The 18,282-nt window shown below is 70.0% G+C and carries 15 protein-coding genes and 1 riboswitch; of the genes, 9 read left to right on the top strand and 6 right to left on the bottom strand.

Going from position 1 to position 18,282, the window contains the following annotated elements:
* The first annotated feature begins 152 nt into the window (after positions 1–152).
* The 6 genes from AC5WS8_RS19310 to AC5WS8_RS19285 all read left to right on the top strand — a co-directional run bounded on the left by AC5WS8_RS19310 (position 153) and on the right by AC5WS8_RS19285 (position 7,394).
* Positions 153–1,535 (top strand): HD-GYP domain-containing protein, encoded by a 1,383-nt coding sequence (locus AC5WS8_RS19310; protein ID WP_496104654.1) that lies wholly within the window; start codon positions 153–155, stop codon positions 1,533–1,535.
* Complete coding sequence (locus AC5WS8_RS19305) at positions 1,532–2,776, top strand: HD-GYP domain-containing protein (RefSeq protein ID WP_496104653.1); 1,245 nt, start codon at positions 1,532–1,534, stop codon at positions 2,774–2,776. Before AC5WS8_RS19310 ends, AC5WS8_RS19305 begins: the two co-directional genes overlap by 4 nt.
* Positions 2,777–2,916: 140 nt before the next feature.
* Positions 2,917–3,897 (top strand): tetratricopeptide repeat protein, encoded by a 981-nt coding sequence (locus tag AC5WS8_RS19300; RefSeq protein ID WP_496104652.1) that lies wholly within the window; start codon positions 2,917–2,919, stop codon positions 3,895–3,897.
* Positions 3,898–3,994: 97 nt separating this feature from the next.
* Positions 3,995–4,645: a peptide deformylase gene (gene def, locus AC5WS8_RS19295; RefSeq protein WP_496104651.1), complete on the top strand. Its 651-nt coding sequence runs from the start codon at positions 3,995–3,997 to the stop codon at positions 4,643–4,645.
* 302 nt (positions 4,646–4,947) lie between these two features.
* Complete coding sequence (cyc1, locus tag AC5WS8_RS19290; protein ID WP_496104650.1) at positions 4,948–6,033, top strand: epi-isozizaene synthase; 1,086 nt, start codon at positions 4,948–4,950, stop codon at positions 6,031–6,033.
* Positions 6,030–7,394, top strand: a complete 1,365-nt coding sequence (locus tag AC5WS8_RS19285) for a bifunctional albaflavenone monooxygenase/terpene synthase (RefSeq protein WP_496104649.1) — start codon at positions 6,030–6,032, stop codon at positions 7,392–7,394. Before cyc1 ends, AC5WS8_RS19285 begins: the two co-directional genes overlap by 4 nt.
* 106 nt (positions 7,395–7,500) lie before the next feature.
* Here AC5WS8_RS19285 and AC5WS8_RS19280 read toward each other — a convergent pair whose 3' ends face one another.
* The 6 genes from AC5WS8_RS19280 to AC5WS8_RS19255 form a co-directional block, all read right to left on the bottom strand.
* A complete protein-coding gene (locus AC5WS8_RS19280; RefSeq protein WP_496104648.1) occupies positions 7,501–8,529 on the bottom strand; it encodes a ribonucleotide-diphosphate reductase subunit beta in 1,029 nt (342 codons plus the stop codon).
* A complete protein-coding gene (locus AC5WS8_RS19275) occupies positions 8,529–10,883 on the bottom strand; it encodes a ribonucleoside-diphosphate reductase subunit alpha (protein WP_496104647.1) in 2,355 nt (784 codons plus the stop codon). The genes AC5WS8_RS19280 and AC5WS8_RS19275 overlap by 1 nt, the downstream gene beginning before the upstream one ends.
* Positions 10,884–11,006: 123 nt before the next feature.
* Positions 11,007–11,144, bottom strand: a riboswitch (cobalamin riboswitch).
* 52 nt (positions 11,145–11,196) lie between these two features.
* Entirely contained in the window at positions 11,197–11,703 is a 507-nt protein-coding gene (locus AC5WS8_RS19270; protein WP_496104646.1) for a GNAT family N-acetyltransferase, read from the bottom strand.
* A 105-nt stretch (positions 11,704–11,808) separates the two neighbouring features.
* The gene (gene mctP, locus AC5WS8_RS19265; RefSeq protein WP_496104645.1) at positions 11,809–13,446 is read right to left on the bottom strand and encodes a monocarboxylate uptake permease MctP; all 1,638 of its coding nucleotides are present in this window, start codon (positions 13,444–13,446) and stop codon (positions 11,809–11,811) included.
* Positions 13,443–13,709, bottom strand: a complete 267-nt coding sequence (locus AC5WS8_RS19260) for a DUF3311 domain-containing protein (protein WP_496104644.1) — start codon at positions 13,707–13,709, stop codon at positions 13,443–13,445. Before AC5WS8_RS19260 ends, mctP begins: the two co-directional genes overlap by 4 nt.
* 128 nt (positions 13,710–13,837) lie before the next feature.
* Positions 13,838–14,602, bottom strand: coding sequence for a GntR family transcriptional regulator (locus AC5WS8_RS19255; protein ID WP_496104643.1), 765 nt, complete (start codon positions 14,600–14,602; stop codon positions 13,838–13,840).
* A gap of 423 nt (positions 14,603–15,025) precedes the next feature.
* On the opposite strand from AC5WS8_RS19255, the gene AC5WS8_RS19250 reads away from it, so the two are divergent.
* The 3 genes from AC5WS8_RS19250 to AC5WS8_RS19240 all read left to right on the top strand — a co-directional run bounded on the left by AC5WS8_RS19250 (position 15,026) and on the right by AC5WS8_RS19240 (position 18,274).
* On the top strand, positions 15,026–16,309 hold the full coding sequence (locus tag AC5WS8_RS19250; protein WP_496104642.1) for an extracellular solute-binding protein: 1,284 nt from the start codon (positions 15,026–15,028) through the stop codon (positions 16,307–16,309).
* 91 nt (positions 16,310–16,400) lie between these two features.
* Positions 16,401–17,390: a carbohydrate ABC transporter permease gene (locus AC5WS8_RS19245; RefSeq protein WP_496104641.1), complete on the top strand. Its 990-nt coding sequence runs from the start codon at positions 16,401–16,403 to the stop codon at positions 17,388–17,390.
* The gene (locus tag AC5WS8_RS19240) at positions 17,387–18,274 is read left to right on the top strand and encodes a carbohydrate ABC transporter permease (protein ID WP_496104640.1); all 888 of its coding nucleotides are present in this window, start codon (positions 17,387–17,389) and stop codon (positions 18,272–18,274) included. Before AC5WS8_RS19245 ends, AC5WS8_RS19240 begins: the two co-directional genes overlap by 4 nt.
* Positions 18,275–18,282: the final 8 nt, after the last annotated feature.

Below are 18,282 nucleotides of genomic sequence, written 5' to 3'. Positions count from 1 at the left end.
CGAACGTGCTAATCCGCGCGTCGGAGGCACGTGGATTCGGCCAACGCCACCCCGGTGCGCCATCCGCCCCTCTAGGCTCCCGAGCCTGAATGGGGCATGACCGGGCCCGCCCGGTTCCGGGGCCGGGCGCCGGTTCGGCGGGAGGTGGCGTCGTGGGACCGGTTCGGCCTTGGGGCCACGTGTATGTCGGCTGTGCCGCCCTCGCCGCCCTGTGCTGCGTGGCTCCGGTGCCGGAGCTGCCCGTTCCCTGGTGGGTGGTCATCCTGCTCGCCGCGCTCTACGCCGGCTGCGAGCAGGCTCCTCGGTGTTCCTTCGTGGGCCGCCGTGCACCCGACGGCATGGGCACCTTCTTCCCCGTGCTGCTCGCCGGTGCCTTCCTGCTGCCGCCCCCGGCCGCCGCGCTCGTGCCGGTGCCGGGCGCCCTGCTCGCCCGTGTCGAGGGGCGGCCGGCCCGGCTGCGCCGGATCTGGCGCACCGCACAGCTCGCCCTGGCCGTCTGGGCGGCCTCCCGAGTGCACTGGTCGCTCGGCGGCCACGACGCCGTCGTCGGCCCCCGCTTCCCCTACGCGCTCCTGCCGGCCGGTGCCGCGGTGGTGGCGTTCTGCCTGGCGCTCACCGCCCTCGACGGCGGCATCCTGGTCCTCGCCGAGGGCGTACCGGCGCGCTCTGCCTGGCGCGGACTGTTCCTGCGCTGCCTCGCGCCCGTCACCGTGCACGGCCTGGCCGGGCTGATGATGGCCGTGCTGTGGCGCAGCCCGTACGGACCGGTGGCGGCGCTGCTCGTGCTGCTGCCCATGCACGTCTCCTGCTGGGTGTTCGCGCAGTACCACCGCGAGCGGGCGGCCCACCAGGCCACCATCCGGGCGCTCGTCCAGGCCGTCGACATCAAGGACGGCTACACCCGCGGGCACAGTGAGCGGGTCGGACAGGCCTCGATGATGATCGCCCGCGAACTCGGCATGGACGACGCACGGGTGGAGGTGCTGCGGTTCGCCGGCATCCTGCACGACGTGGGCAAACTCGGCGTGCCCACCAGGCTGCTGCGCAAGGACGGGCCGCTCACCCCCGAGGAACGGCGGATCATCGAACTGCACCCCGAGTACGGTCACGAGATGGTCCGCGGGATCGGGTTCCTCGACGAGGCGCGGTCCGCGATCCTCCACCACCACGAACGCCTCGACGGCAGCGGCTATCCGTACGGGCTGACGGGCGACCGGATCCCCGAGTGCGCCCGCGTGGTCGCCGTCGCCGACGCCTTCGACGCCATGACCTCCACCCGCTCCTACCGGCGGGCCCGGCCCGTCGCCGCGGCCCTGGACGAGCTTCAGCGGTGTGCGGGGGCGCAGTTCGACCCGGCGATGGTACGGGCGTTCGCCCGGGCCCTGGCACGGCACGGGTGGCACCCGGTGGTGACCGCGGACGAGGAACGGCGCGACGAGGCCGGGGAGGGCCGCGGGCGCGGAAACGTACCGCCTCCGGCCCTGCCCGTGGCCGGCCGGCCGGCCGGGCGGGGACACGGCGGGGGCGGCGCGTGAGCGCCGGCCGCATCCCCCTGGTCCTCGCCCACGCGGCGGCCGGGCTCCTCGGTGCCGGCTGCCTCGCCCGCACCCTCTGGTACGGCCTCGACGACCCCGGTGCCGCCCTCGCCTTCGGGGGGCTCGTCGGCGTCGGCGAGCTCGGCCGGTGGAGCGGCAGCGGCGAACGGGAAACCGCACCCCTCGGAGCGGCCGGGGCGCTCGCCTACGCCCTGCTCGGGGAGATCGCCGGCCGGCCCGCCCACCACGGTGCGCCCCAGGCCGTCGCGGTGGTGCTCGCGGCCTCCCTCGCCGGGTGCGTCCCGCACGTCGCGCGCGGGCGCGGCCCCACCACCGACCACCTCACCCGCCGCCTGCTCACCGTCGGCTTCGCCGCCGTCTGCTTCCAGCCGCTGTACCACCACGGCGGGCCGCTTCACCGCAGCGGACCCGCCCACGCGCTGATCGTCGTCGCCCTGCTCGTCCTGACCACCCTGTGCGACGCGGTGCTCGCCGCCGCGCTCGCGCACTGCCGGACCCGCTGGCCGTTCGGGCCGCTGCTGTGCGACGAGCTGCGCGCACGGCGCGGCATCGGCTCCGCGGTGTGCGCCACGGGAGCCGTGATGTCCCTGGCCGTCGCGGTCGCCGGCCTGTGGGCGCTGCCCGTCTTCTCGCTGCCGCTGCTGCTCACCCAGCTCTCCTACCGGCGGTACGCGGCGGTGCGCACCACCTACCGGCAGACCATCGCCTCCCTGGCCCGCGCCACCGAGATCGCCGGGTACACGCCCCCCGGACACGCCCGCCGCGTGGCGGAGCTCAGCCGGGCCGTCGGCCGTGAGATGGGCCTGACCGAGCCCGAACTGACCGTTCTGGAGTACGCGGCCCTCATGCACGACATCGGGCAGCTCAGCCTGGTCGACCCCGTGCCCGCCGGCGCCACCGCCCGGCTGCCCGCCGAGGAACAGCGGCGCATCGCGCTGCTCGGCGGTGCCGTGGTGCGCCAGACCGGGGTGGACGCCGAGGTCGCCGTCGTCGTGGAACGGCAGGCCGACCCCTACCGGGAACAGCCGGTCAGCGCCAGAATCGTGCGGACGGTCAACGCATACGAGGAGCTGGCGAGGGAAGAGGCGGGACCGGGGGGACCGCTCAGCGCGCTGGAGCGGCTGCGACTCGGCTGCGCCCGCGACTACCAGCCGGACGTCGTGGAATCACTCTCACGAGTGCTGCAGCGAGACAGTCTGAGGGCCCCCGTGGTGGGGTAACCCATGGGTAATGAGCACCCGTCCGGCCGTACGTGGTTGGATGCGAGGAGAGGGTGTTCGGGGGCACAGCTCGGTCCGTGGCCCCCGCAGACGGCAGGAATCCGGCAGGCGGGAATCGCAAGGGACTGGCAGGCGGAATCGTGAGGATCTTCGGGAAGGGACGGCACCGGCCCTCCGCCTCCTGGCGGCAGGCCACCGACCGCGCGTTCACCCTGATCGGTGACGGCCGGTACGAGGACGCGGGAGCGCTGCTGACCCGCGCCGCGGATCTGGAGCCCTGGCTTTCGGAGTCCTGGTTCAACCTGGCGCTGCTGCACAAGTTCCGCCACGACTGGGAGCAGGCCCGCACCGCCGGGCTGCGCGCGGTGGCGCTGCTGGAGAAGGAGACCGGGGCGCCCGACTGGTGGAACGTGGGCATCGCCGCCACCGCCCTGCAGGACTGGCCGCTGGCCCGCCGCGCGTGGCAGGCGTACGGGCTGAAGGTGCCGGGAGGTGCCGCGGTCTCCTCGGAGCCGGCCGGGATGGAGCTGGGCAGCGCCGCGGTGCGGCTGTCGCCGGAGGGCGAGGCCGAGGTGGTCTGGGGCCGTCGGCTGGACCCCGCTCGTATCGAGGTGCTCTCCATCCCGCTGCCGTCCTCCGGGCGCCGTTGGGGCGAGGTCGTGCTGCACGACGGAGTGCCGCACGGGGAGCGCACGACGGCCGCCGGGCACACCTACCCCGTCTTCGACGAGATCGAGCTGTGGGCGCCCTCCCCGGTCCCCACCTGGGTGGTGCTGCTGGAGGCCGCCACGGAGGCCGACCGGGACGCGCTGGAGCAGCTGGCCGCCGACGCCGGGTTCGCCGCCGAGGACTGGTCCTCGTCCGTGCGGCTGCTGTGCCGTATGTGCTCCGAGTCCCGGATGCCGGCCGACGAGGGCGACGGCGAGCACCTCGACCCGCACGACCACAGCGAGCCCGGCCACCCCGGGCCGCTGGGGCACCGCACGGACGGGCAGCTGTGGGTGCCCGAGCGGGAGTGCGGGGTGGCCGCGCCGGCCTCGCTGGTCCGGGGGCTGCTGGACGGGTGGGTCGCGGACAGTCCCGACTCCCGGGACTGGCGGGACCTCGAAGAGGTGTGCTGACCGCGCCCTCGCCGGTCGATCCGGGGAGGTCACCCGACCGCGCCCCGTAGGCTGTACTCGCAGATTTCCCATGGTTGCAGGAAGGCGTACGTCGGTCATGGCGCAGCAGGACACCGATCAGCAGCACGCAGGCGTGCTCCCCGTCGACGACGAGGGCTATGTCGTCGACACGGAGGACTGTGAGGAGCGCGAGGCGGCCTGGCGGGAGCGTGGCACCTCGCGGCCGATCACGGTCGTCGGGAACCCGGTGCTGCACAAGGAGTGCAAGGACGTCACCGAGTTCGGCGCGGGGCTCGAGCAGCTGGTCGCGGACATGTTCGCCAGCCAGCGCACCGCGGAGGGCGTGGGCCTGGCCGCCAACCAGATCGGTGTCGATCTGAAGGTCTTCGTCTACGACTGCCTGGACGACGAGGGCGTACGCCACGTGGGTGTGGTCTGCAACCCCGAGCTCGTCGAACTGCCCGCCGACAAGCGCCGACTGGACGACAGCAACGAGGGCTGCCTGTCCGTGCCGACCGCCTACGCGCCGCTCGCCCGCCCCGACTACGCCGAGGTCACGGGGCAGGACGAGAAGGGCAACCCGATCAAGGTACGCGGCACCGGCTACTTCGCACGGTGTTTGCAGCACGAGACGGACCATCTGTACGGCTACCTGTACATCGACCGGCTCTCCAAGCGCGAACGCCGGGACGCCCTGCGGCAGATGGCCGAGAACGAGCCGCGCTACCCCGTGGTGGCCAACGACTGAGGCATGGCGGTCGCCCCTCCCTCGACGGCGCCGGGCCGGGCACTCCGCCCGGCCCGGCGCCGTTCATGTAGGTGTCACGTTCATGCATACGTCGCACATTCGACCCCGTGTACGTATGAACTGATCCGTAATCGGTTACACAAGGGGTGAATCCCGGCACAGTAGGGGAGTGATTGGAGCAAATGCGTTCCCATGCCGGTCAGTTGTAGTGCTGAATGGAATGTGCGGGACAACGCGACGGCGGTGCGCCCGGCACGACGGAGGGGGCGCGGCGCCAACCGGCCGCTGAGAGGGGTTTGTTCGTGCCAGCTTTCCCACACAGCACTTCACCGACGGCGACCGCGGTCGCGGTTCCACCGGCGCTCCGACTGCCGGTGATCGAGGCCGCGTTTCCCCGTCGACTGCACCCGTATTGGCCCCGCCTGCAGGAGAAGACGCGTTCCTGGCTGCTCGAAAAGCGGCTCATGCCGGCGGACAAGGTCGAGGAATATGCCGACGGACTGTGCTACACCGACCTCATGGCGGGTTACTACATCGGCGCCCCCGATGAGGTCCTGCAGGCGATAGCCGACTACAGCGCGTGGTTCTTCGTCTGGGACGACCGCCACGACCGGGACATCGTGCACCGACGGCCTGCCGCCTGGGGGAGGCTGAGGTCGCGGCTGCACACGGCCCTGGACTCTCCCGGGGATCATCTGCACCACCAGGACTCCCTGGTCGCCGGGTTCGCGGACAGTGTGCTGCGGCTGTACTCGTTCCTCGGCCCCACCTGGAACGCACGCTTCGCCCGGCACTTCCACGCGGTGATCGAGGCGTACGACAGGGAGTTCCACAACCGCTCCCTCGGGCGCGTCCCCACGGTGGACGCCTACCTCGAACTCCGCCGGCTCACCTTCGCGCACTGGATCTGGACGGACCTGCTGGAGGTGAGCGCCGAATGCGAACTGCCCGAGCGAGTCAGGAAACACCCCGCATACCGGCGGGCGGCGTTACTGAGCCAGGAGTTCGCCGCCTGGTACAACGACCTGTGTTCGCTCCCGAAGGAAATAGCGGGGGACGAGGTCCATAATCTGGGAATCAGCCTCATCCAGCATGAGGGGATGACGCTCGAGGAGGCCGTCAGAGAAATAAGGCGGCGGCTCGAACAATGCGTCACCGATTTCATCGCCGCCGAAAAGGAGGCGCTGCAGTTCGCCGACACCCTGGCGGACGGAGCGGTGCGGGAAAAGGAACTGGGCGTCGCGGTCAGGGCGATCGTCGGGAACATGCGGAACTGGTTCAGCACCGTGTACTGGTTCCATCACGAGTCCGGCCGGTACCGGGTCGACAGCTGGGACGACCGGTCGACACCCCCATACGTCGACAACGAAGCGGCAGGTGAGAAATGACCCTGGAATCGGTCAGGACCGAAGTGCCCATGGAGCCCTCTGTTCCGCCGCTCGCCGCGGGCGGCGTCCCCGGTCTCGGACACGGCTGGAAACTGGCCCGCGATCCGCTCGGCTTCCTCTCCCGGCTGCGGGACGACGGCGACGTCGTACGGCTGAGGATCGGTCCGAAGACGCTGTACGCGGTCACCAGCCCCGAACTCGCCGGTGCCCTCGCGCTCAGCACCGACTTCGAGATCGGTGGGGCGCTGTGGGAATCCCTCGAGGACCTGCTCGGCAAGCAGGGCGTGGCCACCAGCAACGGGCCGCTGCACCGGCGCCAGCGGCGGGCCATCCAGCCCGCCTTCCGGCTCGAGGCCATCCCCGCCTACGGCCCCGTCATGGCGCAGGAGGCGCACGGGCTCGTGGAACGCTGGCGGTCCGGCGCGCCCCTGGACGCCACCACGGAGGCCTTCCGCGTGGCCGTCCGCGTCGCGACCCGCTGCCTGATGCGCGGCAGTTACATGGATGCCAGGGCCGAGCGGATCTGCGCCGCGCTCACCACACTGTTCAGCGGTATGTACCAGCGCATGGTCCTGCCCCTGGGACCGCTTTATCGCCTGCCGTTTCCGGCCAACCGCGAATTCAACCGGGCATTGGCCGATCTGCATCTCCTGGTCGACGAGATCGTCGCCGACCGCCGGGCATCCGGTGGAAAGCCGGACGATTTGCTGACGGCTTTGCTGGAAGCGAAGGACGAGAATGGCGAGACCATCGGGGAACAGGAGATCCACGACCAGGTCGTCGCCATCATCACCGCCGGAAGCGAAACCGTCGGATCCGTGATCATGTCGCTCCTGAAGGTGCTCACCGAGCACCCGGATCAGGGAGACAAGGTCCGCGACGAGGTGAAAGCCGTTGTGGGGGAGCGGCCGGTCGCATTCGAGGACGTCCGGAAGCTGACGTACACCGCGCATGTCATCGTCGAGACAATGCGTTTGCATCCCGCCGTATGGATATTGACGCGGCGGGCGGTGGCCGGCACACAGCTCGGCGGGTACCGGATTCCGGCCGGGGCGGACGTCGTGTACAGCCCGTACGCGATCCAGCGGGATCCGCGGTCGTACGGGCGGCCTCAGGAGTTCGACCCCGACCGGTGGCTTCCCGAGCGGGCCAAGGAGGTCCCCAAGTACGCGATGACCCCGTTCGGCGTGGGCAACCGGAAGTGCCCGGGTGACCACTTCTCGATGGCCGAACTCACGCTCCTCACCGCGGTGATGGCCTCGGCCTACCGTTTCGAACAGGCCCCCGGGTCCGAGTCCGGGCCCCGCATCGGCATCACGCTCCGCCCGCGCCGGCTGCTGCTGAGGGCCGTGCCCCGCTGACCACCGGCACCGGACGGACGTGCAGCCGGCCCGCGAGCCACCTGCACGTCCGTCCGGCAGACGTGCGGCGTCGTGCCCCGGGAACGTGGACGGGTGTGGACGGGGCCTAGAAGTCCTCGTCCAGGGCGACGGTCCCCTCCACCGCGACCTGGTACGCCGACGGACGCCGCTCGAAGAAGTTGGTCAGCTCCTGGACGCCCTGCAGCTCCATGAAGGAGAAGGGGTTCTCCGAGCCGTACACCGGGGCGAAGCCGAGGCGTGCGAGGCGCTGGTCGGCAACGCACTCCAGGTACTGCCGCATCGAGTCTGTGTTCATCCCCGGCAGGCCGTCACCGCAGAGGTCGCGAGCGAACTGCAACTCGGCCTCGACGGCCTCCCGAAGCATGTCGGTGACCTGCTGCCGGAGCTCGTCGTCGAAGAGGTCCGGCTCCTCCTCGCGGACGGTGTCCACGACGTCGAAGGCGAACGACATGTGCATCGTCTCGTCGCGGAACACCCAGTTGGTGCCGGTGGCCAGGCCGTGCAGCAGGCCCCGGCTGCGGAACCAGTAGACGTACGCGAAGGCACCGTAGAAGAACAGGCCCTCGATGCACGCGGCGAAGCAGATGAGGTTGAGCAGGAAGCGCCGGCGGTCCGCCTTGCTCTCCAGGCGGTCGATCCGCTCCACGGAGTCCATCCACCTGAAGCAGAACTCGGCCTTCTCGCGGATGGAGGGGATGTTCTCCACGGCTGCGAAGGCCGCCGCACGGTCGTCCGGATCCGGGAGATAGGTGTCCAGAAGTGTCAGGTAGAACTGGACGTGGACGGCCTCCTCGAAGAGCTGCCGGCTCAGATAGAGCCGGGCCTCGGGCGAGTTGATGTGCTTGTAGAGGGTCAGCACCAGGTTGTTCGCGACGATCGAGTCGCCGGTCGCGAAGAAGGCCACCAGGCGCCCGATCAGGTGCTGCTCGCCCGGGGTGAGCCTGCCGAGGTCGGCGACGTCCGAGTGGAGGTCGACCTCCTCGACGGTCCAGGTGTTCTTGATGGCGTCCCGGTAGCGCTCGTAGAAGTCGGGATAGCGCATGGGGCGCAGGGTCAGCTCGAAGCCGGGGTCGAGGAGGTTCTGGGGACGGGTGGTGCCGGTGGTGCTGGTCATTACTGGCAGGCCTCGCAGGACTCGGGGTTCTCAAGGGAGCAGGCGACGGCTTCGGCGTCCGGGGTCGCCTGCTGGACGGGGACGGCGGCCTGAGCCGCGCGGGCGATACGGGTCGCCGGGCGGGAGCGCAGGTAGTAGGTCGTCTTCAGGCCCCGCTTCCAGGCGTAGGCGTACATCGACGAGAGCTTGCCGATCGTCGGCGTCTCCATGAACAGGTTCAGCGACTGGGCCTGGTCCAGGAACGGGGTGCGGGCGGCGGCCATGTCGATCAGACCGCGCTGCGGGATCTCCCACGCCGTGCGGTAGAGCCGGCGTACGTCCTCGGGGATCCAGGCGAAGCCCTGCACGGAGCCGTTCGCGTCCCGCAGCGCCTCGCGGGTGCGTGCGTCCCAGACGCCGAGCGCCTTGAGGTCCTGCACCAGGTACGAGTTGACCTGGAGGAACTCACCGGACAGCGTCTCGCGCTTGAAGAGGTTGGAGACCTGCGGCTCGATGCACTCGTAGGCGCCCGCGATGGACGCGATGGTCGCCGTGGGCGCGATGGCGAGCAGCAGCGCGTTGCGCATGCCGACCGCGGCGATGCGTTCCCGCAGGGCCGCCCAGCGCTCCGGCCAGGTCGGCTCGACGCCGTAGTGGTCGGGGTGCAGCACGCCCCGCGCCGTGCGGGTCTCCTCCCACGCCGGCAGGGGGCCGTGCCGCTCGGCGAGGTCGGCGGAGGCCTCGTACGCGGCGAGCATGACCCGCTCGGCGATCCGCGTGGACAGGGCCTTGGCCGCGGGGGAGTCGAAGGGCAGCCGCAGCTTGAAGAAGACGTCCTGCAGGCCCATCGCGCCGAGGCCGACGGGACGCCACCTGGCGTTGGAGCGGGCCGCCTGTCCGGTCGGGTAGAAGTTGATGTCGACGACGCGGTCGAGGAAGGTGACCGCGGTGCGGACGGCCGCGTCCAGCCGCTCCCAGTCCATGTCGCCCTCGGCCACGAAGGCGCCGAGGTTGACGGACCCGAGGTTGCAGACCGCCGTCTCCCCGTCGTCCGTGACCTCCAGGATCTCCGTGCAGAGGTTGGAGGAGTGGATCACGTGGCCCGGCTCGGCGGTCTGGTTGGCGGTGCGGTTGGCGGCGTCCTTGAACGTCATCCAGCCGTTGCCCGTCTGCGCGAGGGTGCGCATCATGCGGCCGTACAGATCCCGGGCGGGGATCGTCTTCCTGGCGAGCCCCGCCGCCTCGGCCCGGCGGTAGGCGGTGTCGAACGCCTCCCCCCACAGGTCGGTCAGCTCGGGCACGTCCGAGGGGGAGAACAGCGACCACTGCTCGTCGGCGTCGACCCGGCGCATGAACTCGTCCGGGATCCAGTGCGCCAGGTTGAGGTTGTGGGTGCGGCGGGCGTCCTCGCCCGTGTTGTCGCGCAGCTCCAGGAACTCCTCGATGTCCGAGTGCCAGGTCTCCAGGTAGACGGCGGCGGCACCCTTGCGCCGGCCGCCCTGGTTCACGGCGGCGACCGAGGCGTCGAGGGTCTTCAGGAACGGGACGATGCCGTTGGAGTGCCCGTTGGTGCCGCGGATCAGGGAGCCGCGGGAGCGGATGCGGGAGAAGGCGATGCCGATGCCGCCGGCGTGCTTGGAGAGGCGGGCGACCTGGTGGTAGCGCTCGTAGAGGGAGTCCAGCTCGTCCTTCGGGGAGTCGAGGAGGTAGCAGGACGACATCTGGGGGTGCCGGGTGCCGGAGTTGAAGAGGGTGGGGGAGGAGGGCAGGTAGTCGAGCCGGCTCATGAGCCCGTAGAGCGCCGCGACGTCGTCCACCGAGTGGGGGCTGTCGTCCTCGGCCAGGCCCGCGGCGACGCGGAGCATGAAGTGCTGGGGCGTCTCGACGACCGTGCGGGTGATCGGGTGCCGCAGGAGGTAGCGGCTGTGCAGGGTGCGCAGGCCGAAGTAGCCGAAGCGGTCGTCGGCCTGCTCCTCCACCAGGGCGTCGAGACGGCTGGCGTACAGGCGTACGAACGCGGCGGTGCGGTCCGCGATCAGTCCTTCCCGGTGGCCGACGGCGATGGACTCGGTGAACGACGTGACGCCCTGGGAGGCGGCCTCGGCGCGGATGCCGATGGTCAGCAGGCGGGCGGCCAGCTTCGAGTAGGCGGGGTCCTCGGAGATGAGTCCGGCGGCCGCCTCCGTGGCCAGCTCGCGCAGCTCGGCGTCGTCGGCGCGGGCGGACCGGCCGCGCAGCGCGGCGGCGGCGACCCGCCCGGGGTCGGCGTCGGGGAGGTCGGCGGTCAGCTCGGTCAGGGTCCGCAGCAGCGCGGCACCCGGACCGTCGGTTTCCAGACCTGTGGCTGAAGCCGGATCGGCTGGCGCGATGGTCACGTGGGGCTCTCCCTCGCTCGGCACGGGGCCTGGCGGAGGGCAGGGGGCAGCTCACGAGCGCACACGGCGTCGCGCCCACCGGCCCATTCCACGAGGCCCGGACGTCAGGGCACCCGGACCGGACGGCCGGGCGCGCTGTCGGCAGGTCCTCGGACTGACGCTCGTGCGGGTCCGCCTGGGGCGGGCACGCACAGGTACACCGTTGCGGGACAGTTCCGGATTCGCACCGGATTCCCCTGCGGCGACAGCGAGCATGAGCATACATCTTGTGCCGGGCTGTGATGTCGCCCCCAGATGTTGTGTCGCGGTGGCCTCAGAGCGTCAACTCGTAGGTGAGGAGAGTGATGTCGTCGAGGTGGGGGAAGGGGTTCCAGTCCCGCTCGGGTGCGCGAACGAATCCCATACGTTCGTAGATGCGGTGGGCGGTGCGCATGGTCCGCTGGGTCGACAGCACGACCCGTACGCAGCCGTCGGTGGCCCGGGCGCGGTCGACGCAGGCCCGGACGAGGGCCTCCCCGACGCCCCGGCCGCGTGCGTCGTGCGCGACCGCGAGCATCCGTATCTCGGCCTCTCCCGGTCCTGCGATGTCGGCCATGGGGCCGCCGGCCGGTACGAAGGTGACGCCGCCGAGCAGACTCCCGTCCGCCACGGCCGCCAGCACCTGTGCCGCGGCCGCCCGTCCCGCCACGTCCTTCAGTTCGCCGAGATAGGCGTCGCTCTCGCCGAAGTCCAGGAGACCGTCCTGGAGGTAGGCCCGAGCGGTGATCTCGCCGAGCGTGCCGTATTCGTCCGGGGCCGCCGGCCGGATGGTGAAGTCCATGGGCCGAGTGTGCCGGACGGGTACGACAACGGGCCGCCGGATTTCCTCCGGCGACCCGCTGACCCGCTGACCCGCTGACGCGCTGACCCGGCGTACGACGTGGACTCAGTGCGAGGCGCCCGCCGTGGCCGGCGGCAGCTGCACCTGCACCCCCGGGTCGCCCGCGTCCGCCGTGTAGTCCTCCGGCTTCGTCTCGTCGATGCCGTCGGGGGCCTTGACCGCCTTCAGGACGAAGGTCAGGACCACCGCCACCGCCACGTTCAGGACGAACGCCGTCAGACCGATGTAGCCCATCTCGCCGATGCCCGGGATCATCGCGTTGGACCCGCCGAAGTGCTTCTGCGCCGGGTTGGACGGGGACGCGACGCGATAGGCGGCGACCGTGCCGTAGACCATGCCCACCGCCCAGCCCGCCAGCAGCGCCCAGCGGTGGAACCAGCGCGTGAACAGGCCGCCGACCAGAGCGGGGAAGGTCTGCAGGATCCAGATGCCGCCCAGCAACTGGAAGTTGATGGCGACGGTCTTGTCCATCGTCAGGACGAAGACGAGCGCGCCCACCTTCACCAGCAGCGACACGATCTTGGAGACCCGGGTCTCCTCCTTGGCCGTGGCGTCCGGCTTGATGAAGTCCTTGTAGACGTTGCGGGTGAAGAGGTTCGCGGCCGCGATCGACATGATCGCCGCGGGCACCAGCGCGCCGATGCCGATCGCCGCGAAGGCCACACCCGCGAACCAGTCCGGGAACATGTTCTCGAACAGCTGCGGGATCGCCAGCTGCCCGTTCTTGACCTTCACGCCCGCGGCGACCGCCATGAAGCCGAGCAGCGCCAGCAGGCCCAGCATCAGCGAGTACAGCGGCAGGATCGTGGTGTTGCGGCGGATCACCTCACGGCTGCGCGAGGACAGCGTCGCGGTGACCGAGTGCGGGTACATGAACAGCGCGAGCGCCGATCCCAGCGCCAGCGTCCCGTACGTCCACTGGGTCGCCTCGGCCGGAGCCAGCGCGCCGCGCGGCTTGCCGGTCACCGGGTTGACCTGCGCCAGCGCGTGCCCCGCCTTCGCGAACACCTCGTCGAAGCCGCCCAGCTTGATCGGGATGTAGATGATCGCCACCGCGATGACGATGTAGATCAGTGCGTCCTTCACGAACGCGATCAGCGCGGGCGCCCTCAGACCCGACGAGTAGGTGTACGCGGCCAGCACACCGAAGGCGATCAGCAGCGGCAGGTCCTTCACGAACCAGTTGGTGCTCTCGCCGCCGCCGACGCCCATCACGTCCAGCACGGCCTGGATGCCCACCAGTTGGAGCGCGATGTAGGGCATCGTCGCCAGGATGCCGGTCAGCGCCACCGCCAGCGACAGGCCCTTGGAACCGAACCGGCCGCGCACGAAGTCCGAGGTGGTGACGTATCCGTGCCGGTGCGAGACCGACCACAGGCGCGGCAGGAAGGTGAAGATCAGCGGGTACACCAGGATGGTGTAGGGCACCGCGAAGAAGCCCGAGGCGCCCGCCGCGTAGATCGCCGCCGGCACCGCCACGAACGTGTACGCGGTGTACAGGTCGCCGCCGAGCAGGAACCAGGTGATCCAGGTCCCGAACGAGCGGCCGCCGAGGCCCCATTCATCGAGGCTGTGCTCGTTCTCCGCCCTGCGCCAGCGCGCCGCCAGGAAGCCCATGACGGTCACGGCCAGGAAGAAGAAGACGAAGACGCCGAGCGCGACGCCGTTCACGCCGTCCTTCACTGCGACGCACCCCCCTTGCCGCCGGCGCGGGCGCGCTGGTCACGCTGCCACAGCTTGTAGGCGAGCATCGTCAGCGCCGTGGAGATGATCACCCACAGCATCTGGTACCAGTAGAAGAACGGGATGCCGATGAACGCGGGGTCCGTCTTGGCGTACGAGCCGACCCACAGCATCGCGACGAAGGGTGCTACGAGGCAGAGGGCGATGACGACGCGCACCGGCGTCACCACCGCCGCTCCGGCTGCATCTGACTGATCGGACATACGGCTCCGTCCCTCACTGTCACCTGTTCATCTGTGTAATGCGCAGGCAATGTAGGTGACCTTGCCATGGGAGCGGAAGCCCTCGTCCGCACATCGGCACGGAGTGGACCCGAGGAGTGCTCTGCGCCCTACTCCGCGGGCCGCTTCAGCCTCGCCACGAACTTGTACCGGTCCCCCCGGTACACCGACCGCACCCACTCCACCGGCTTGCCCTCGCGATCCAGCGAGTGGCGGGAGAGCATCAGCATCGGCAGGCCCACGTCCGTGCCGAGCAGACCCGCCTCGCGCGGGGTGGCCAGCGAGGTCTCGATGGTCTCCTCGGCCTCCGCGAGATGGACGTCGTACACCTCCGCGAGCGCCGTGTAGAGGGACGTGTACTTCACCAGCGACCGGCGCAGCGCCGGGAAGCGCTTGGCGGACAGGTGCGTCGTCTCGATCGCCATCGGCTCACCGCTGGCCAGCCGCAGCCGCTCGATGCGCAGCACCCGGCCGCCGGCCGAGATGCCGAGCAGTCCGGCGAGCGTGTCGTCGGCCGTGACGTAGCCGATGTCCAGCAGCTGAGAGGTCGGCTCGAGTCCCTGCGCGCGCATGTCCTCCGTGTACGAGGTCAGTTGCAGCGCCTGGGAGACCTTCGGCTTGGCGACGAACGTGCCCTTGCCCTGGATGCGCTCGAGCCGCCCCTCGACGACCAGTTCCTGCAGCGCCTGGCGCACCGTCGTGCGGGAGGTGTCGAACTCCGCGGCCAGCGTGCGCTCGGGCGGCACCGGCGTCCCCGGCGGCAGCGTCTCCGTCATGTCGAGCAGATGCTTCTTCAGACGGTAGTACTTGGGCACGCGCGCGGTGCGGACGGTCGCCCCGCCCTCGCTCTCCGCACTGCTGACGTCGGTGCTCATGCTCTGCCTTCCCGGCTCCGGATGCCGAAGCGACCGACAGGGCGTCGGTCACGGCTCACATCGTGGCACGGCCTCATGGGGAGCAGGGCCGCACGCTCCGTGATCCCCGTTCCACCGACGGGGGTCCCCTCTGTATACCGTCGGCACCTTCGCTGGTCTAGTCCACGCCCGACGGATTGGTCCAGTCGCGGCCGTGACGAACCGGGTGCCCGTTTTCGCTGAGTTCCTACTTAAAGGTCCTTTCATATGTAGGTCACATAACGAACACCCTGAGCGGCTCGAACGCCCTTGACGCGCCTATTGGTCTGAGCCAAGCTCCCCCCTACTGGTCTACACCAATGGTCCAGTCCCGGCCCCACGGGCGGTGCGCGTCGTCACGCCGCGGGGACAAGGGGGGTTTGTGGCATCCCTGAGGAGGATGGCGTGAAGCGCAAACTGACAGTCGCGATCGGTATCGCGGGCATGATGGTCTCCGTCGCGGCGTGCGGAAGCGGCAAGTCCGGGGGGTCGAGCACCGGGGCGGACGCCAAGGAGCTCACCGTCTGGCTGACGGTCGACGCCCAGAACAACTGGCCGGCCCTGGTGAAGGCCGCCGACGACGCGGTGCTGAAGAAGCACCCCGGCCTGAAGATCAACCACGAGTACTACGGCTGGCCGGACAAGAACACCAAGCTCGACGCCGTCCTCGCCACCGACAAGGCGCCCGACGTGGTCGAGATGGGCAACACCGAGATGCTCGGCTACATGGTCAAGGGCGCCTTCGCCCCCGTGGACCCGGCCAGGTTCGACAACTCCGCCCAGTGGCTGGACGGTCTCAAGTCGTCCGTCACGTACGACGGCAAGACCTACGGCGTTCCCTACTACGCCGGCGGCCGCGTTGCGAATTGGCGCAAGGACATCGCCGCCTCGGTCGGCGTGAAGACGCCGCCGAAGACCTACCAGGAGCTCACCGCCGACCTGGACAAGATCCAGAAGAAGGAGGGCAGCGGGTTCAGCGCCTGGTACCAGCCCACGCGGGACTGGTACGCGGCCATGTCCTTCGTCTACGACGCGGGTGGCTCCATCGCCAAGCAGGAGGGCGGCCAGTGGAAGGCCGACCTGTCCTCGCCGGAGTCCCTCAAGGGCCTGAACGAGTTCAAGACGGTCATCGACAGGTACATGCACGGCGACAAGACCAAGGACGAGTCCGACCGGTACATCGTCTACGGCCAGGGCAAGTCCGCCATGATCTTCGGTGCCGCCTGGGAGGGCGCGGCCGCGGCCGACCCGAAGGCCGACAAGACCGGAGGCAAGCTGAAGAGCAGCCTCGAGAACTTCGTCATGCCCGGTCCCTCCGGCAAGAACATGCCCGTCTTCCTGGGCGGTTCCGACCTCGCGGTCCCGGTGAAGTCCAAGGCGCAGGCGCTGGCCGCCGAGTGGATCAACGCCTTCACCGGGTCGCAGGGCCAGAAGGGCCTCATGGCCAAGGGCAACCTGCCCAACAACAAGACCGACCTCGCGACCCTGAAGAACGACCCGGCGACGGCGATCCCCGCCACCGCGGCCGAGTCCAACTGGTTCGTCCCGATGGCACCGGGCTGGGGCCAGGTCGAGAAGGCGCAGGTCCTGCAGACGATGCTGCAGGACATCGGCACCGGCAAGAAGTCGGTCGAGGCCGCCGCGAAGGACGCGGACGCCGCGATCGACAAGGTCATCAACACCAAGTGAGCAGAGGGCAGGGCCCCGTGGACCCCGGGGGGTGTCCGGGGGAGGGGCCCTGCTGCTCGTACGACCCACAGGGATCGCTGAGGAGCGCGCGATGAGTGCCGCAGACACGACCACCCCTGCCAAGGTGCCGCCGCGGCCGGCGCCTCCCCCACCGGGCTTCCCCGCCGCGAGGCCACGCCGAAGGCGGGCGCCGGGCGGGGCCGCCGTCCCCTGGACGCTGCTCGCCCCCTGTCTGCTGGTCCTGGCCCTGGTGATGGGCTATCCGCTGGTCCGTCTGGTGACCCTGTCGTTCCAGAAGTTCGGCCAGTCCCAGCTGTGGGGGTTCCAGCCGGCCGAGTCGGCCGGGTTCGCCAACTTCACCGAGGTGCTTCAGGACGGCGAGTTCTGGGCGGTCGTCGTGCGCACGGTCGTCTTCGCGGCCGGTTCGGTGATCTTCACCATGGTCCTCGGCATGCTGATCGCGCTACTGCTCCAGCGGGTCTCCGGCTGGTTGAAGACGCTGATCAACATCGTGCTGGTGGCCGGCTGGGGCATGCCGGTCATCGTGGCCACCACCGTCTTCAAGTGGCTCTTCGACTCGGACTACGGCATCCTCAACGCTCTGCTGAGCGAGCTGCCCGGCGTGCGTCTGATCGGCCACAACTGGTTCGCGAGCGGCCCGCAGGGCCTGGCTGTGATCATGCTGCTCGTGGTCTGGGGCGCCGTTCCGTTCGTCGTCATCACCCTCGGCGCGGGCCTCACCCAGGTGCCGAAGGAACTGGAGGAGGCGGCCAGGCTCGACGGCGCGGGCTCCTGGGGCGTGTTCCGCCACGTCACCCTCCCGATCCTGAAGCCGATCATCGTGATGCTGACGACCCTCTCCGTCATCTGGGACATGGGTGTCTTCCCGCAGGTCTTCGTGATGCGGGGCGGCCACCCCGAGGCCGAGTTCCAGCTGCTCACCACGTACTCGTACGACCGGGCGTTCGTGGTCAACGACTACGGCCAGGGCTCCGCGATCGCCCTGATCACCGTGCTGTTGCTGCTCGGCGTCGTCGCCGTCTACATGCGCCAGATGCTGAGGATCGGAGAAGTCGAATGAGCGGCACGAGCGGCACGAGCGGCACGACTGCGGCGACGCTCATCCGGCGCGCCGTGGCCCGCCGCCGGACGAGGGCCCGGCTCGGGTGGAACCTCCTCGGCCTGCTGGTCTTCCTCACCGCGGGCTTCCCCGTCTACTGGATGATCGACACGGCGATCAAACCGGCGAAGGACGCCATCGACCCGGACCCCAGTCTGCTGCCCACGGGCTTCACACTGGACAACTTCCGCCGGGCGCTGGCCATCGCCGACTTCTGGGGGCCGGTCGGGCGCAGCCTGGTCGTGTCGCTGTCGGTGGTCGCGATCGGCATCGTCGTCGGCATGCTGGCGGCACTGGCCATCTCCCGGTTCGCCTTCCGTGGCCGGAAGATCGTGATCGTGGGCATCCTGGCGGTCCAGATGGTCCCGCTCATCGCCCTGATCATCCCGGTGTTTCTGCTGCTCAACGACCTCGGTCAGTACGACAAGCTGTCCGGCCTGATCCTCACCTACCTGACCTTCATCCTCCCGTTCACGGTGTGGACGCTGCGCGGCTTCATCGTCAACATCCCGCGCGAACTGGAGGAGGCGGCGATGGTGGACGGCTGCTCGCGCACCGGCGCCTTCCTGCGGGTGGTCTTCCCGCTGCTGGCCCCCGGTCTGGTCGCCACCTCGGTCTACGGCTTCATCCAGGCGTGGAACGAGTACCTGTACGCCCTGATGCTGATGAGCCAGCAGAACCAGACCGCGACCGTCTGGCTCGGCAACTTCACCACCAAGCACGGCACGGAATACGCCCCGATGATGGCCGGCGCCACGATGATGGCGGTGCCGATGGTCGTGCTCTTCCTCCTCGTCCAGCGCAAGATGGCCGCGGGCCTCACCGCGGGCGCCGTGAAGGGATAACGCCCCCC

The organism is Streptomyces sp. PTL18 (genome assembly GCF_059510295.1).
This window is presented reverse-complemented; position numbering and strand designations above follow the sequence as displayed.

Bases quoted from the DNA above. Each gene is read 5' to 3' on its own strand.
- def (WP_496104651.1), top strand. From the start codon at position 3,995: ATGGCGCAGCAGGACACCGATCAGCAGCACGCAGGCGTGCTCCCCGTC.
- AC5WS8_RS19285 (WP_496104649.1), top strand. From the start codon at position 6,030: ATGACCCTGGAATCGGTCAGGACCGAAGTGCCCATGGAGCCCTCTGTT.
- AC5WS8_RS19280 (WP_496104648.1), bottom strand. From the start codon at position 8,529: ATGACCAGCACCACCGGCACCACCCGTCCCCAGAACCTCCTCGACCCC.
- AC5WS8_RS19270 (WP_496104646.1), bottom strand. From the start codon at position 11,703: ATGGACTTCACCATCCGGCCGGCGGCCCCGGACGAATACGGCACGCTC.
- AC5WS8_RS19260 (WP_496104644.1), bottom strand. From the start codon at position 13,709: ATGTCCGATCAGTCAGATGCAGCCGGAGCGGCGGTGGTGACGCCGGTG.
- AC5WS8_RS19255 (WP_496104643.1), bottom strand. From the start codon at position 14,602: ATGAGCACCGACGTCAGCAGTGCGGAGAGCGAGGGCGGGGCGACCGTC.
- AC5WS8_RS19245 (WP_496104641.1), top strand. From the start codon at position 16,401: ATGAGTGCCGCAGACACGACCACCCCTGCCAAGGTGCCGCCGCGGCCG.
- AC5WS8_RS19240 (WP_496104640.1), top strand. From the start codon at position 17,387: ATGAGCGGCACGAGCGGCACGAGCGGCACGACTGCGGCGACGCTCATC.